Source organism: Thalassomonas actiniarum (genome assembly GCF_000948975.2).
Lineage (GTDB): Bacteria > Pseudomonadota > Gammaproteobacteria > Enterobacterales > Alteromonadaceae > Thalassomonas > Thalassomonas actiniarum.
Map to the genome: position 1 here is coordinate 5,717,133 of NZ_CP059735.1, position 15,397 is coordinate 5,732,529.

Annotated in this window: 14 protein-coding genes; all 14 read right to left on the bottom strand. The window is 51.5% G+C overall.

Annotation, left to right across the window (positions count from 1 at the left end):
• Entirely contained in the window at positions 1-969 is a 969-nt protein-coding gene (locus tag SG35_RS24935; protein WP_044835926.1) for a D-alanine--D-alanine ligase, read from the bottom strand.
• Positions 966-2,414 carry a UDP-N-acetylmuramate--L-alanine ligase gene (gene murC / locus SG35_RS24940; RefSeq protein ID WP_044835960.1) on the bottom strand — a complete coding sequence of 483 codons (1,449 nt, stop codon included), beginning with the start codon at positions 2,412-2,414 and terminating at the stop codon, positions 966-968. Before murC ends, SG35_RS24935 begins: the two co-directional genes overlap by 4 nt.
• Before the next feature lie 8 nt (positions 2,415-2,422).
• A complete protein-coding gene (gene murG, locus SG35_RS24945; protein ID WP_044835925.1) occupies positions 2,423-3,556 on the bottom strand; it encodes an undecaprenyldiphospho-muramoylpentapeptide beta-N-acetylglucosaminyltransferase in 1,134 nt (377 codons plus the stop codon).
• Positions 3,553-4,776, bottom strand: coding sequence for a cell division protein FtsW (gene ftsW, locus SG35_RS24950; protein ID WP_084693009.1), 1,224 nt, complete (start codon positions 4,774-4,776; stop codon positions 3,553-3,555). The genes murG and ftsW overlap by 4 nt, the downstream gene beginning before the upstream one ends.
• Complete coding sequence (gene murD / locus SG35_RS24955) at positions 4,773-6,179, bottom strand: UDP-N-acetylmuramoyl-L-alanine--D-glutamate ligase (RefSeq protein WP_044835924.1); 1,407 nt, start codon at positions 6,177-6,179, stop codon at positions 4,773-4,775. Before murD ends, ftsW begins: the two co-directional genes overlap by 4 nt.
• 36 nt (positions 6,180-6,215) lie before the next feature.
• The gene (gene mraY, locus SG35_RS24960) at positions 6,216-7,298 is read right to left on the bottom strand and encodes a phospho-N-acetylmuramoyl-pentapeptide-transferase (protein ID WP_044835923.1); all 1,083 of its coding nucleotides are present in this window, start codon (positions 7,296-7,298) and stop codon (positions 6,216-6,218) included.
• Complete coding sequence (gene murF / locus SG35_RS24965; RefSeq protein ID WP_044835922.1) at positions 7,298-8,683, bottom strand: UDP-N-acetylmuramoyl-tripeptide--D-alanyl-D-alanine ligase; 1,386 nt, start codon at positions 8,681-8,683, stop codon at positions 7,298-7,300. Before murF ends, mraY begins: the two co-directional genes overlap by 1 nt.
• Positions 8,680-8,874, bottom strand: a complete 195-nt coding sequence (locus SG35_RS24970; RefSeq protein ID WP_044835921.1) for a hypothetical protein — start codon at positions 8,872-8,874, stop codon at positions 8,680-8,682. The genes murF and SG35_RS24970 overlap by 4 nt, the downstream gene beginning before the upstream one ends.
• Positions 8,871-10,421: a UDP-N-acetylmuramoyl-L-alanyl-D-glutamate--2,6-diaminopimelate ligase gene (locus SG35_RS24975; protein ID WP_053043440.1), complete on the bottom strand. Its 1,551-nt coding sequence runs from the start codon at positions 10,419-10,421 to the stop codon at positions 8,871-8,873. Before SG35_RS24975 ends, SG35_RS24970 begins: the two co-directional genes overlap by 4 nt.
• Positions 10,414-12,189, bottom strand: coding sequence for a penicillin-binding transpeptidase domain-containing protein (locus SG35_RS24980; RefSeq protein WP_044835920.1), 1,776 nt, complete (start codon positions 12,187-12,189; stop codon positions 10,414-10,416). Before SG35_RS24980 ends, SG35_RS24975 begins: the two co-directional genes overlap by 8 nt.
• A gap of 50 nt (positions 12,190-12,239) precedes the next feature.
• Positions 12,240-12,554, bottom strand: a complete 315-nt coding sequence (gene ftsL, locus SG35_RS24985) for a cell division protein FtsL (protein WP_053043439.1) — start codon at positions 12,552-12,554, stop codon at positions 12,240-12,242.
• The gene (gene rsmH / locus SG35_RS24990; RefSeq protein ID WP_044835919.1) at positions 12,554-13,492 is read right to left on the bottom strand and encodes a 16S rRNA (cytosine(1402)-N(4))-methyltransferase RsmH; all 939 of its coding nucleotides are present in this window, start codon (positions 13,490-13,492) and stop codon (positions 12,554-12,556) included. Before rsmH ends, ftsL begins: the two co-directional genes overlap by 1 nt.
• 12 nt (positions 13,493-13,504) lie before the next feature.
• Entirely contained in the window at positions 13,505-13,963 is a 459-nt protein-coding gene (mraZ, locus tag SG35_RS24995; protein ID WP_044835918.1) for a division/cell wall cluster transcriptional repressor MraZ, read from the bottom strand.
• Between the two features lie 328 nt (positions 13,964-14,291).
• Entirely contained in the window at positions 14,292-15,356 is a 1,065-nt protein-coding gene (locus SG35_RS25000; RefSeq protein ID WP_044835917.1) for an ABC transporter ATP-binding protein, read from the bottom strand.
• Between the last annotated feature and the right edge of the window lie 41 nt (positions 15,357-15,397).

Sequence of the window (15,397 nt, forward strand, 5' to 3'; positions counted from 1 at the left end):
TTATTTATCCTTTCCCGCCAGCTGCACAATAGCATCAACCAGCTGGTTAAAGTCCAGTCCGGCAACCTTGGCGGCTTTTGGCACCAGGGAGGTTTCCGTCATACCCGGTACGGTATTAACTTCCAGCAGCTGCCAGTCGCCCAGGCTGTTACGCATCAGATCTACCCGGCCCCAGTCTTTGGCGCCGGTGGCGTTAAAGGCCTTTAATGCCAGCTCGCCCAGTTCTGCTTCTTCTTCTGCCGGTAAGCCGCAAGGGCAGTTATACACGGTAGTGGTCGACTGGTACTTGGCCTCATAATCATAAAACTCACGCGGCGTTTCCATGGAGATGGCCGGCAACGCCTTATCCCCTAAGATGGATACGGTATATTCAGGACCGTCGATCCACTCTTCCACTAAAATCTGTTCATCAAAAGCAAAAGCCGAAGTTAATGCCGCCACCAACTCCTGGGCATTGGCCGCTTTGGCCATGCCGATACTGGAGCCTTCATTGGCGGGTTTCACCATCACCTGACCGCCGAGGCTTGCCAGGATCACCGGGGCATCTTCCGCGGTAAACGCCTGCTTTTCGACAATGGCAAAAGAGGCGGTCGGTAAATCCAGCGCCTGCCAGATTTGCTTGCTGCGGATTTTATCCATCGACAGGGCCGAACCCAAAACACCTGAGCCGGTATAAGGGATCCCCAAGTATTCCAATGCCCCCTGCAAACAACCGTCTTCACCGCCGCGGCCATGCAGGGCAATGAAGACTTTATCGATATTCATGTCCAGTAAAGCGGTGAGCTTATTTTCTTTGGTATCAAACAACACCACTTCATAACCCGAGGCCGTCAGGCCATTGGCTACCGCCCGGCCGGAGTTCAGGGAAACTTCCCGCTCTGCCGAGGTGCCGCCGTATAACACGGCAATTTTCTCTTTGTTCATCTCTTTTGTCTTTCTTAAATCTGCTCTTTGTCCGGTATGGGTCATTTACTTTCCCCTGCGGTTAACAGAGGGTGACCGGCCAATTCACGCGCCACGGCACCGATATTGCCCGCGCCCTGGGTGATCACCATATCGCCGTCCTGCAACTGCGCCGCAAGCAGCTCGGGCAACTTATCGCTGTCGCTGACATAAATAGGCTCCAGCTTGCCCCGCTGACGGATAGAGCGGGTCAGGCTCTTGCTGTCTGCCGAGACTATCGGCGCTTCACCTGCGGCATAAACATCAAGCAGCAGCAGACAATCGACTTCGGATAATACCTCAACAAAGTCTTCATATAAGTCCCGGGTACGTGAGTACCTGTGGGGCTGGAACACCATCACCAGGCGTTTGTCCGGCCAGCCGTTGCGCATTGCCTTAATGGTTGCCGCCACTTCGCTCGGGTGATGACCGTAATCATCCACCAGCTGCATTTCACCGCTTTCGGTTGTTAATGGCGCCAATAACTCAAAACGGCGACCTATGCCTTCAAATTCACTTAATGCCTTGCAAATCGCTTTTTGCTCAAGGCCTTCATCCAGTGCCACGGCGATGCCCGCCAAAGCATTTAACACATTGTGCTCACCCGGCAGGTTAACACTGAGCTTCATCGGCTCATGTCCCGGCATCAGTACGGTAAAGGCACTGCTGCCGCCAGCTTGCTGATAATCCACCGCACGGATATCAGCATCTTCACTGAAGCCGTAAGTGATCACCTGACGCGAGATCCGCGGCAATAATTCCCGTACCACAGGATTATCGATACAAACCACGGCGACACCATAAAACGGCAAATTATGCAGGAACTCGATATAAGTGTCTTTAAGTTTTTCAAAATCTCCCTGGTAAGTTTCCATATGGTCCTGGTCGATATTGGTTACTACCGCCACCATAGGCTGGAGATGTAAAAACGACGCATCGCTTTCATCGGCTTCGGCAATCAGATAACGGCTGCTGCCGAGCCTGGCATTGGTACCGGCGCTGTTAAGCAAACCGCCGATCACAAAAGTCGGATCTAATCCCGCCTCGCCAAAAATACTGGCAATCAAGCTGGTGGTCGTGGTTTTGCCATGGGTACCGGCTATTGCCACCCCGTGCCGGAAACGCATCAGCTCCGCCAGCATTTCCGCCCGGCGCACCACGGGAATACGCTGCGCTGCCGCGGCGACTAATTCGGGGTTTTCACCATCGATTGCCGTTGATACCACGATCACGCTGGCGCCGTTTATATTGGCGGCGTTATGTCCGATATGGATCTTCGCCCCCAATGCCGTTAGGCGTTTTACTACGGCATTTTCACTGATGTCTGAACCGGAGATCTGATAACCTTCATTTAATAAAACTTCGGCAATACCGCCCATACCGGCGCCGCCGATACCGACAAAATGAATTTGTTTCACCCGGCGCATTTCAGGCACCTTTATCGGCGCACTGTTCTTTTCTAAACTCGTCATTAAATTACTCATTGTGCTAACAGCCCCTGACAGATACTGCTGACGGTGTCAGTGGCATCGCTATGGGCCGCGGCTATCGCCGCCTTGGCCATGGCCTCGACTTCCCGCTCGTCAGTAAAAAGCCCGCTTAGCATCTGTGCCAAAGCTGCTGCATTAAATTCATTTTGCGGCAATAACTTAGCCGCGCCATGCGCCACTAAATACATTGCATTTTTTGTCTGGTGATCATCTACCGCATGGGGCAAAGGCACAAAAATCGCCGCCTTGCCCGCCATCGCCAGCTCGGAAACCGTCAATGCCCCTGCCCGGCAGATCACTAAATCTGCCCAGCGATAAGCACCGGCCATATCCTTGATAAAATCTCCTACCCGTACCTGGTGTTCATCAATACCGGCATCCCGGTAGGCCGATAATACCACCTCTCTATTATTGGCTCCGCTCTGGTGCCATACCTGAACCGGCTGTTCCAGCTTGGACACGGCCACAGGCACAACATCGTTCAGCACTTTTGCCCCCAGGCTGCCGCCGACCACCAGGATTTTTTTGCCTGTTGCCGCTTGCGCTAACGGCTCTTGCTCTGCCTCATGCCCGACATTGCTTGGCGCTATGGTCTGGCGCACCGGGTTGCCCACCACCTGGCAGTTAACCTTGGCATCATAAGCGCCGGGAAATGCCGCCAAGACTTTAGTGGCTACTTTTGCCAGTAAGCGGTTGCTCATGCCCGCCACGGCATTTTGTTCATGCAATACCAAAGGTTTTCTCATCAACCAGGCGGCAACACCACCCGGTCCGCTGGCATAACCGCCCATGCCCAGTACCACATCCGGTTTCACTGCGCGGATAATGGCAATCGACTGCCACAGTGAACGGATAAGATTAAAAGGCAATTTCAACCAGCCTTTTAACCCTTTGTTTCTCAGCCCGCTGATATTAATGAAAGATATCGGGTAGCCATGTTCAGGCACCAGCTTAGCTTCCATCCGCTCAGCGGTACCCAGCCAGTGGATATTCCAACCCCGGGCCTCAAGGTGCTGAGCGACGGCAATCCCCGGGAAAATATGACCGCCGGTGCCGCCCGCCATCACCAACAGGGTAGGTGCTTCACCGTTCACTTTATTTACCTTTTCAGAGGACTTAGTCATTTTCGCCCTCCTGAAGTTGCCTGGATGTTTTGCAAGCGGACTTCATGATCGATACGGATCAACACCACCACGGCTATGGTCATAATAATCATCGAGCTGCCGCCATAACTGATCAGCGGCATGGTCAAGCCTTTGGTCGGTACGATACCGGCGCTGGCGCCGACATTAACCGCCGCCTGAAAACTCATCCAGATCCCTATGGAGTAGGCAAAATAACCTTCAAAAAATTTCTCCTGCGCCAGCGCCTTACGGCCGAGCAACAAAGCCTTGATCACCAGGATAAAACTCAGCACCAAGATCACGCTGATACCGATAAAACCAAATTCTTCCGCCAATACCGCCATCACAAAGTCGGTATGGGCCTCCGGCAAATATTCCAGCTTCTGGATACTGTTGCCCAGGCCCTGACCAAACATTTCACCACGGCCGTACGCCATCAGCGACTGGGTCAGCTGATAACCGCTGCCAAAAGGATCCTGCCAGGGGTCGAGGAAACTGGTGATCCGCCGCCAGCGGTAGGGCTCAAAAACCGCCAGCAAAGACAGGGCGGTGACCCCGACACTGGCGATACCGATAAACTGCCATAACTTGGCCCCCGCCAGAAACAGCAAGCCAAAGGTAGTGACAAACATCACGATAATGGTACCGAGATCCGGCTGTGCCAATAACATCAGGGCCAGCAGGAAAAACACCACCAGAGGTTTAAGGAAACCTTTAAAGTTTTCCATCACCTCATCCCGTCGCCTGACCAGATAAGCCGACAGGTAACAAAAGAAAAACAACTTAGCAGGCTCTGCCGCCTGTATGGTAATGGGGCCGACGACAATCCAGCGGGTAGCGCCGTTGACCGAGCGGCCAACCAGCAGTACAACCAGCAGCAACACCATCGCCAGCAGCAACAAGCCGCCGCTGGATTTTTGCCACCAGCTCATCGGCAGCTGCAAGGTTGCCACCGCAATACCCACACTCAATACGATATAAATCATATGGCGGATAACGAAATGGAACGGGTTATCAAATAAGCGCTCTGCCACCGGCATTGAAGAGCTGGCCACCATAATAAGCCCCACCATATACATGGCGATGGCCAGGATCAGATAGCTGCGGTCAAAGGTGGTGGTCGGCGTCGAACTCTGACTTAACCAATCGGGCATTTTAAATGATCCCAGCATAGCACCAAGTCCTTTAAATACATTCATCTGCGACAGAGAAGCCATCATGCACTTGCCCCCGGCGCTGCCTTGCCGACAAACGCCTGTACGGCATCGGCAAAAACCCGGCCGCGTACGGCAAAGTTTTTAAACATATCCAGGCTAGAACAGGCAGGAGATAACAACACGGTATCGCCTGCTTTAGCGCTTTTTCCTGCAAGGGCTACTGCCTGTTCCAGGTTATCAACCCTCTGGCTGTTTGCCGCTAATGCTGCCAGCTGTTCGCCGTCTTTGCCCAGGGTGATCAGTAAATTCACCTCATGGGCTAACAAATCTTTTAAAGGAGAAAAGTCAGCTCCCTTGCCGTCGCCGCCGGCGATTAAAATTAACTGCTGCCCGGCACTTTTGGTTTGCGCCAAACCGGAAATCGCCGCTATGGTGGCGCCGACATTGGTGGCTTTTGAGTCATTGATCCACAAGATGCCGTCGTTTGTTTTTAATGGCTGGCACCTGTGCTCCAGTCCGGTAAAACTGCTTAAATGCCCCAGCATTTGCTCCAGCGGCCAACCGGCACTTAAACCTAAGGCCAGCACCGCCAGGCAATTAAGGGCATTGTGTACACCCGAAAGCGGTAATTCACGCACCGAAATCAGCGCCTGTTGCCCGTACATCAGGGTCAGTTCATTATCAACGGTCGCCAAGCCTAAATGGCCGTCTTGCGGAGCATCGCTGCCAAAAGAGAGCACTTTGCCGTTAAAGGCTTTTTCATCAACCCAGGTCGCACTGTCGTCACGATTAACCACGGCCACACCGGCTTGTTGATAAATTTTCTGCTTGATATCGCGGTAATTTTCCATGGTCAGGTGGCGATCCAGGTGATCATCGCTGAGGTTTAATACCGAGGCCGCCAGCGGTTTCATGCTGGAGATGGTTTCCAGCTGAAAACTGGACAGTTCCAATATCAACAGCTCAGGGGCTTTGTCGATCAGATCTAATATCGGCACCCCGACATTACCGCCTAATTCGGCGTTTAATCCCAGGCTTTGTGCCAGGTGCGCCAGCAAAGACACCACAGTGGATTTACCGTTAGAGCCGGTCACGGCAATTACAGGTGCATCACTTAAGCGGCAAAAGAGTTCGACATCCCCCCATACCTGACAACCGGAAGCGATGGCACCGGCAATAGCCGCTTCAGCCATATCAATACCCGGACTTGCCAGGATAATATCCGCCGAGGCAATCAGGGCGGCATCCCATTGGCCCTGCACCAGTTCACAGTTGGGGTAATCCCGCTGAAAAACCGCGGCATCGATCGCCTGTTCCCGACTGTCGTTTACCGCAAATTCAAGCCCCCTTGATGCCAGGAAACGGGCACAGGATAACCCTGTTTGTCCCAGACCCAGTATCAGGATGCGCTTGCCTGTCAGCTGCTTTATCAGCTCAGGCCTAATGTTTGCAGTAACGTCGGTCATGAATATCAGCTTTTATCTTCACTCTTATCTTAATTTTTATCTTAACTTAAGCGTCGCCAGGCCAACCAAGACCAACACCAGGGACATGATCCAGAAACGGACAATTACCCTGGGCTCAGGCCAGCCTTTTAACTCATAATGATGGTGTATCGGCGCCATACGGAAAATCCGCTCGCCCCGCAATTTATATGAACCTACCTGGAGGATCACGGAAACGGTTTCCATCACAAACACGCCTCCCATAATAAACAACACCAGTTCCTGTCGCACCAGGACGGCAATCACACCTAACGCCGCTCCCAAAGCCAGGGAGCCAACATCCCCCATAAACACCTGCGCCGGATAGGTATTAAACCAGAGGAAACCTAAACCTGCGCCGACAATAGCGGTACACACCACCACCAGCTCACTGGCCAGGGCGATATGCGGAATATGCAGATATGATGAGAAATTCACATTCCCCGTCATATAGGCAAAAATGGCAAAGGCTCCCGCCACCATAATCGTGGGCACGATTGCCAGTCCATCCAGGCCATCGGTCAGGTTAACCGCATTACTGGTGCCGACAATTACAAAATAACTGAGCACCACATAAAAGATCCCCAGTTGCGGCAACACATCTTTAATAAAGGGGATCAGTAAAGCGGTTTCTTCCGGCCCCTGGGCAAACCAGTACAGGAAAAGCGCCGTGCTTAAACCAATCACCGTCTGCCAGAAATACTTCCAGCGGGCAATCAAGCCGTTAGAGTCTTTACGGATCACCTTACGATAATCGTCGACAAAACCTATCAGGCCGAAGCTGGCCACCACAAACAGCACCACCCACACATAAGCGTTACTTAAGTCTCCCCACAGCAATACGCTGAAAATGATCGACCCTAAAATTAAAATACCGCCCATGGTCGGGGTACCCGACTTGGATAAATGGCTCTCTGGCCCGTCGTCGCGTACCGTCTGGCCAATTTGCATTTTTTGCAGGGCGCGGATCAGCTTGGGACCGAAATACAGCGAAATCGCCAACGCGGTCAAGGTACTGACAATCGCCCTGAAAGTCAGATAAGAAAAAACGTTAAACCCGGAGTAATATTGGGTTAAAAACTCCCCTAACCAAAGTAGCATCAGACATGTTCCTGTTGTGGCTGGCCATTCCGCCAGGCTATTATTTCCTGCACAACATGTTCCATATGCGCACTGCGTGAACCTTTCACCAAAATTGAAATCGGCTGGGATTCGTTATCTAAAGTTTGTGCCAGGGTCGTCACCAGCTGCTCGCGCGAGCTGAAGTGACGGCCGTTTTCTTTAAAGGCATCCGCGGTACTCTGGCTTAACACCCCCAAAGTAAATAAGATATCTATGCCTAAGGATTTGGCGTATTCCCCCACTTCCTGATGGTAACTGCGCGCTTCCGAGCCCAGCTCTCCCATGTCTCCCAGCACCAGCACCCTGACCCCGGGATAAGCGGAAAGCAATTCGATACCCGCCTTAATGGATTCAACATTGGCGTTATAGGTATCATCGATTAACCGGCAGTTACCGTTAAGCTCAAGCAAATTCAAACGGCCGCTGACCGGCGTCATCTGCGCCAGCCCCAAACGGATATCTTCCAGGCTTGCCCCCAATTCCAAGGTCACGGTAGCCGCCGCCACCGCATTGCAGACATTATGCTTGCCCGGCACCGTCAGCCGGATATCCACCTGGCCTTCCCGGGTATTTAAGGTAAAGCGGGCACAGCCGCTGGTATCTAAACGCACATCCGAGCTATAACAGCTGGCCTCACCGGCACAGGAAAAACGGCGCACGGTTTTATCCTTCAGGCGCCACTGCCATTTATGAGCATATTTGCAATCCTGGTTATAGATGGCGACACCGCCCTGCGGCAGACCTTCAAAGATCTCCCCTTTTGCCCGGGCAACACCGCATAAATCGCCAAAACCTTCCAAATGGGCGGCGGCAATGTTATTGATCATCGCCACATCCGGTGCAACCAGGCCTGTGGTATAGGCGATTTCCCCGATATGGTTGGCGCCCATTTCAATCACCGCATACTCATGCTGCGGTTCAAGGCGCAGCAAGGTTAACGGTACGCCGATATCGTTATTAAAATTGCCTTTGGTAGCCAATACCTTGCCCAAACGGGACAAGATCGCCGCCACCATTTCTTTTACCGTGGTTTTGCCGCTGCTGCCGGTAATGCCGACCGTTTTCGGCGCGATCTTGGCTTTGATATAAGCGCCGATCTTGCCCAGGGCAATGCGGGTATCTTCCACCACCACTTGCGGTATGTCACAGTCTACCCGGTGATCGACAATCACCGCACTGCAGCCCAATTCAACCACCTGTTCGATAAAACGGTGGCCGTCAAAATTAGGCCCTTTTAATGCCAGGAAAACATCTCCGGCATTAAGCGCCCGGCTGTCGGTGCCGATCTGCTCAACATTGATATCTGCACCTACCAGGTTTCCCCCGGTTGCACTTGCTATTTCAGATAAAGGTAAACTGATCATCGTTCACTCTCGCTTAGACTAGGTCGTTGAAAGTAATCACGTACCAGATAACGCATACTAACATCTGCTTTTTCATTGTTCATTAAACTGTAATGCTTTGTAATAACAGTACTTCCTTTATCGCCGGCAACTAATGCCAGACTAAAATCCGCCTTCCCGCTTAACGGGAAAGGTAAAACTAATTTGTTCATGACCGGTTTTCTTTTTCGTTTTCCCTATGACTCTGTTGAGCACTTTCCTGATGGAAAAAGCCAAGCACCAGTTCACGTTCGTTATATTCAATTTTTTCATCTTTGATCATGATGTAATCTTCGTGGCCTTTACCCGCCAGCAGCACCATATCCCCGGCTTTGGCCCGGGATAATACCGACAGCACCGCCTGGGAGCGGTCGAGGATCACCGTCATTTTCTCTGTTTTTTCACAGCCGGCAAGAATATCGCCGACGATTAATTCCGCCGCCTCAAACCTGGGGTTATCATTGGTGATCACCACATGATCCGCCAACTGCTCGGCTATTTTACCCATCTCAGGGCGCTTGCCTTTATCCCGGTCGCCGCCGCAGCCAAAGACCAGCCATAGTTGCCCCTGACAGTGGCGGCGGCATGCCAGCAAAGCTTTTTCCAGGGCATCCGGGGTATGGGCATAATCCACCACAGCGGTGGCTTTTCCCGGTGCGCTGATATTTTCCATGCGCCCCAAAATAGGAGTTAGAGTTTTCACCGCCGCACTCAAAGCATCCAGCGGCAAGTCTTTGGCGAACAGCACCGCAATCGCCGCCAGCAGGTTATCGACATTAAAGTCCCCCATCAGCGGACTGTTTATTTCAAAGCAGCCTAAATGCGTGTCCAGGGTAAAACTTGTGCCCTCGGCGGTTGCCTTGATATTGGCGGCATACAGGTATTGCGAAAAGCTTTTCACTTGCTCGCTGCGGCCAAAAACGATCACCGGCTGCGTCTGTGGCCAGTTGGCCAGTTTTTCCCGGGCCCGGCTGTCATCGCCGTTTAAGATGGCAATTTGCCCGGCTTCTCCGGTAAAGATGGAGAATTTTGCCTCGGCATAATTTTCCATGGTTTGATGGTAATCAAGATGATCGCGGCTAAGATTGGTAAAAACCGCAATATCGAGCAAACTGGGGCAAACCCGCTTCTGGGTTAAGGCGTGTGAAGACACTTCCATGGCAACATCGCTGATACCTTGTCCGGAAAACTCTGCCAGCAACTGGTGCAGCTGAGTCGGTCCCGGCGTGGTATTGGCAATGGGCTTTAAGGCATCCAGAGCGCCGGCCCCTACGGTGCCGATAATGGCGCACTCATGCCGGTAAGCCGACAGTAGTTTGGCAATGATCTGGCTGGTGCTGGTTTTACCGTTAGTGCCGGTAATGCCTATTATGGTCATTGCCGCTTGCGGCTCCCGGTAATAGGCTTTGGCCAAATCATAAAGCTTACTGTCGAGCTGATAGAACTGTACTAAGTCCACCGATTTATCGCCAAAGGTGCGTTTAATGATATTGCCGTGCTGTAAATGATGCTGGCACTGGGCGATCACCAGATTGGCTCCCGCCAAGACCGCTTTTTCTATATGCTGGCGACCATCCTGGTTTGTGCCCAAAACCGCACAAAAAATATCTCCAGGCCGGATTTCCCGGCTGTCGTTAACCAGGTTGCCGGTAGCTACGGGCTCAATGCTGATATCAAACAGACCCAGGGCCTGATCTATGGCGTATTTTGCATCAGACATTGCTTTGCCCCTTGATAACTGCACTGTCCGTTGCCACTTGTTTTTCGCTGTCAGCATCTGACAAAGCGGCACTTGTGGTCGCATCCGGAGCGATATTGAGTAATTGCAATGCCCCTTTCATCACTCGGGAAAATACCGGCGCGGCAATTTCACCGCCGTGATAAAGGTCACCGCCGGGTTCGTTGATCATCACCACCACCGCCAGTTCCGGACGTGACAGCGGCGCGATACCGGCAAAAGTGCCGACATAGTCATTACCGTAACCGCCGGCAACCGCCTTGATAGTCGTACCGGTTTTTCCGCCGACGCGATAGCCGTCGACCTTGGCATTGCTTACCTTTTCATTGACCACATGCTCAAGCATATCCAGCACTTCGGCGGTATAATGTTTCGATAACACCCGCTCCCCTTCGGGGATTTTATCGGTTTTCAATATGCTTAACGGCCGCTTGATGCCGCCGTTTGCTACCGTGCTGTAAAATCTTGCCAACTGCGCCGGACTGATCGCCAAACCATGGCCCCAGGATAAGGTCGCCAGTTCGAATTTCGACCAGCGGCTGCGATCCGATAACATGCCCGGGCTTTCGCCGATCAAGCCGGTACCGGTATCTTCGGCAAAGCCCATTTCAAAAAACTTATCCAGTAAGAACTCTTTCGGCACCGACAGCGCAAGTTTAGTGGTGCCCATATTCGAAGAAGTGACCAGGATATCGGTCAGGCTGAGCTCGCCGCGATTTCTCGGATCCGATACCCGGCGACCGCCTAAACGCATCCAACCGGGGCTGGTGTCGATCACGGTATCCGGTTCGGCAGCGCCAAACTCGAGTGCGGTTAATACCGTCAGCGGCTTCATGGTGGAGCCGGGTTCAAAAACATCGGTAATGGCCCGGTTTCTCAACCTGTGGGTGGCGGTATTGGCGAGGTTATTCGGGTTATAAGACGGATTATTGACCATGGCCAGGATCTCGCCGGTATGGACATTGGTGACCACCACAGAGCCGGATCTGGCTTTAAAGGCCGCTACCGCCCCTTTTAATTCTCTATAGGCCAGCGCCTGGATGCGCTGGTCAATACTCAGGGTCAGATCTTGCGGCGGCCTTGACTCCTCCACCGAAAGAATTTCTATTTTTCTGCCTTTGGCATCTTTCCTGAACCGTTTTTGTCCGCCAACACCGGTTAACAGTTCATCGTAAACCCGCTCTATGCCTTCAATGCCTTTATCGTCAACATCGGTCACCCCGACAACATGGGCGCTTATTTCTCCTGCCGGATAAAAACGTTTCGACTCTTTGCGTAAAAATACCCCGGGAATTTTCAGCTCATGAATATAATTCGCCATGGCCGGGGAGACTTTACGCTCGACATAAACAAAACGTTTTTTCGGATTTTTCGAGATACGCCGGGTCAGCTGATCGACATCCTGGCCGAGTACATCCGCCAGTGCCTGCCAGTGTTCGGTCATGCTCAGGGCATTGTTTTGCATGATCATTTTAGGATCTGCCCACACCGTTTCCACCGGTACGCTGATCGCCAGCTGGTCGCCGTTACGATCGACAATAGAGCCACGCTGTACCGTATTGGCCAGGGTCCGCAAGGAACGCAGGTCCCCCTGTTTCTTCAGCATATCCGGTTCAACCACCTGGATGTAGGCAGCGCGGGCCATTAAACCGAGATAGATCAGCACGATAACAGCCAGCACAACGTAAAAACGCCATGCTATTGCTGTGACCTTGTTTTGCTCAGATTTTCTCTTTACGCTGTCTATCATAGTAATCGTATCGTTAGGTAGTTTTACCTGTCGGGTTAAACCCGGATTTATCAAGGCAAGTGGATAACCACTTCGCTTTCGGCATCCGGCCGGCTCATCTCCAGTAACTTTTGTGCCTGAGTTTCAATTCGGCTGTGCTCCGCCAGTGCATTTTGCTCGAGCAACAGGTTGCGCCATTCGATATCCAATTCATCCCGGTCGGTCAGCAAGAGTTCAAGCTCGCTTGTGGTCTGGCGATTTAAATGGGTAAAATAAATCACCGAAAACGCCGAAACTACCACCAACAACAACAGCAAATAAATCACTAAGTGCCGCCTGATATCCTGCCAGATATCAAAAATAAGCACATTACCCGCCTTGGCCATTACTGATCCGCTAACCTCTGCGCAACCCGCATCACTGAGCTTCTTGAGCGGACATTATCCTCTACTTCCTGCTTGCTCGGCTTTAACTTGCGTCCCACCAGGGCCAGCTTTTTGCCCTTTTGCAATTCTTCTTCACTGACAGGTAAACCACGCGGTACTTTTTTGCCCTGAGAATGTTTTTTCATAAACTGTTTTACCAGCCGATCCTCAAGGGAGTGAAAACTGATCACTACTAAGCGACCGCCCTGGGTCAAAACTGATAAAGAAGCATTGAGCGCCTGCTCAATTTGATCCAATTCGCTGTTGATATACATGCGGATCGCCTGAAAACTCCGGGTTGCCGGATGTTTTTTAATTTCCCGCTGCGGCGCCGTGGTTTTGATCAATTTCGCCAGCTGCCCGGTACGGGTCAGGGGGTTTTCTTCCCGGCTGTCCACTATGGCATTGGCGATACGCCAGGCATGTTTTTCTTCACCAAAAGTTTTTAACACCCAGCTGATATCTTCCACATCGGCTTGTGCCAGCCACTGCGCCGCCGTTTTTCCGCGGGTAGTGTCCATACGCATATCCAGCGGACCGTCCTGCATAAAGCTAAAACCGCGTTCGGCATCATCGAGCTGAGGTGAAGACACGCCAAGGTCAAGCAAAACACCGTCTACTTTCCCGATCAAATCATGCTTCTGGGCTATCTCTTCCAGTGCCGCAAAACCTTCATGCTCTATGGTAAAGCGGGCATCGTCGGCAAACTTTTCCGCCGCCGCGATCGCGGTTACATCCCGGTCGATGGCGATTAGGCGCCCTTTCTCTGAAAGCTTGGAAAGGATCAATCCCGAATGGCCGCCGCGGCCAAAAGTACAATCGATATAACAACCGTCCGGGTTTATTTCCAAACCGGAGACCGCTTCTTCTAACAGCACTGAAATATGTGTATTATCCATTGTCTTCTTTTTTTAGAGGGAAAGATCCATCAATCTTTCCGTTAATTCAATCTCGCCGGACTGGATCTGGCTGATGCCTTGTTGCATCTGCTCTTGCCAGGCCGCTTCGCTCCAAATCTCAAATTTTTTCAGCTGTCCCACCAACATGATATTTTTATCTAAATTGGCATGCTGGCGCAGCGGGCCATTGATCAAAATCCGGCCGTTTTTATCCAGGCTGCAGTCTGAGGCATTGCCTAATAACACTTGCTGTAGCAGCCGCTCTTGCGGATTCATGCTGGACAGCTCGCATAATTTGAGTTCTATTTCTTCCCATTCGGGCAGAGGATAAAGCAATAAACAAGGGTGTTGTATGTCCACGGTGCAGATCATCTGGCCATCGCAATCGGCAATAAGCTCCTCGCGATACCTGGTTGGCATCGTGATGCGATTTTTAGTATCTAGCGTAATTGCGCTGGCGCCTCTGAACATAGCCCTTTTTTTATTATGTGATCTTTTAAGATCCACTATTTCCCACTTTTCCCCACATTGCTACAGTTTAGTGAGTAAAGCAAACCTATGTCAAGCAATGTTTGTGAAAATGATCCCGCTGAAGGTCAATAAAATTAAGGGGTTTAGCGAAGTTGATGAAATTGTGGGACTTTGTGGATCTCGGTCCCAAATTATGACGAATTAGGGCAAAATAGTGACAGCCTTGTCAGATTTGATCCCGGATAAAGGGGCAAGAAAGAACAAAAAAGGGGATAAAAAAGCAGCTATCCCCCATTATCAGATTGTTACCGGATGAATTGTCAAAAAATTAGTGGCGATCTTTTGTAAACACCAAAAGCTCATGGGGCTTTATTTGCACCTTGAGGTTTTGCCCTAACGCCAGTATCCGGGGTGAATATAAGCTTAAGTGGTCAAAGGCCAGCTGCGCCGGAGCCTTGCTGCTGGCCAGATGGTAGTGATAGCCCTGCTCGGTTACACTGATATGGTTGACGATGACATTGTGGCCTTCTGTCTCTCCTTCACAGATTTCCACATCCTGGGGTTTCATTAATAACAACCGGTTTTCACCATTTGCCATGGCGCCTGAAGTATCCGTCAGTTTGCCTATGGCTGTGGTGAGTTCGTTGCCGGATAAGGCATACGGGATCCAGCTGCCTAACTGTAAGAAATCCGCCACCTGGTAGCAATTAGGTTGCTGGCATACCTCGGCGGGTTTGCCAAGCTGCAACAACTTCCCTTCGTGCATGACCGCCACCTTATCGGCAAAGGTAAACACTTCATCCTTGTTATGGGTGACAAAAATGGCCGTCATTTGCAGTTTTTTCAACAGCAGGCGAATTTCCAGCATCAATTCATTGCGTAACCTGGCATCGATATTGGAAAACGGCTCGTCCAGCAGTAACAACTTAGGCTGCGGCGCCAGTGCCCGGGCAATCGCCACCCTTTGCTGCTGTCCGCCGGATAACTGGTGCGGATAACGCTCGCCATGCTCCGTTAACTTCAGCAGCTCCAGCAGCTCACTGATCCTTTGCTTTTGCTCACTTTTGCTTAATTTAGTAATACCAAAAGCAATATTTTGAGCCACCGTCAGGTGCGGGAATAAGGCATAATCCTGGAAGATCATGCCAATGTGCCTGTGCTCCGGGGCAATGTGATGCTTAGGGCTGATCTGCATATTGCCGTCAATGCGGATTTCTCCCCCCGCCATAGTGACAAAACCTGCCAGGGTATTAAGCAAGGTGGTTTTACCGCAGCCGCTGGGACCTAACAACCCCAGGATTTCCCCGCGGTCGAGCCGTAAACTGATATCGGATAAAATACTTTTACCGTCAAAGTTCACCGCCACTTGCTGTAAATTTAATATCTCACTCACGTGATATCCTCTTAATACACTTTAGTGCGATTGACTAGGGC

Coding starts and splice junctions, on each gene's coding strand:
- murG (WP_044835925.1), bottom strand. CDS start 3,556: ATGACTAAGTCCTCTGAAAAGGTAAATAAAGTGAACGGTGAAGCACCT.
- murF (WP_044835922.1), bottom strand. CDS start 8,683: ATGATCAGTTTACCTTTATCTGAAATAGCAAGTGCAACCGGGGGAAAC.
- mraY (WP_044835923.1), bottom strand. CDS start 7,298: ATGCTACTTTGGTTAGGGGAGTTTTTAACCCAATATTACTCCGGGTTT.
- SG35_RS24970 (WP_044835921.1), bottom strand. CDS start 8,874: ATGAACAAATTAGTTTTACCTTTCCCGTTAAGCGGGAAGGCGGATTTT.
- ftsW (WP_084693009.1), bottom strand. CDS start 4,776: ATGATGGCTTCTCTGTCGCAGATGAATGTATTTAAAGGACTTGGTGCT.
- SG35_RS24975 (WP_053043440.1), bottom strand. CDS start 10,421: ATGTCTGATGCAAAATACGCCATAGATCAGGCCCTGGGTCTGTTTGAT.
- SG35_RS24935 (WP_044835926.1), bottom strand. CDS start 969: ATGACCCATACCGGACAAAGAGCAGATTTAAGAAAGACAAAAGAGATG.
- mraZ (WP_044835918.1), bottom strand. CDS start 13,963: ATGTTCAGAGGCGCCAGCGCAATTACGCTAGATACTAAAAATCGCATC.
- murC (WP_044835960.1), bottom strand. CDS start 2,414: ATGACGAGTTTAGAAAAGAACAGTGCGCCGATAAAGGTGCCTGAAATG.
- SG35_RS24980 (WP_044835920.1), bottom strand. CDS start 12,189: ATGATAGACAGCGTAAAGAGAAAATCTGAGCAAAACAAGGTCACAGCA.
- murD (WP_044835924.1), bottom strand. CDS start 6,179: ATGACCGACGTTACTGCAAACATTAGGCCTGAGCTGATAAAGCAGCTG.
- ftsL (WP_053043439.1), bottom strand. CDS start 12,554: ATGGCCAAGGCGGGTAATGTGCTTATTTTTGATATCTGGCAGGATATC.
- rsmH (WP_044835919.1), bottom strand. CDS start 13,492: ATGGATAATACACATATTTCAGTGCTGTTAGAAGAAGCGGTCTCCGGT.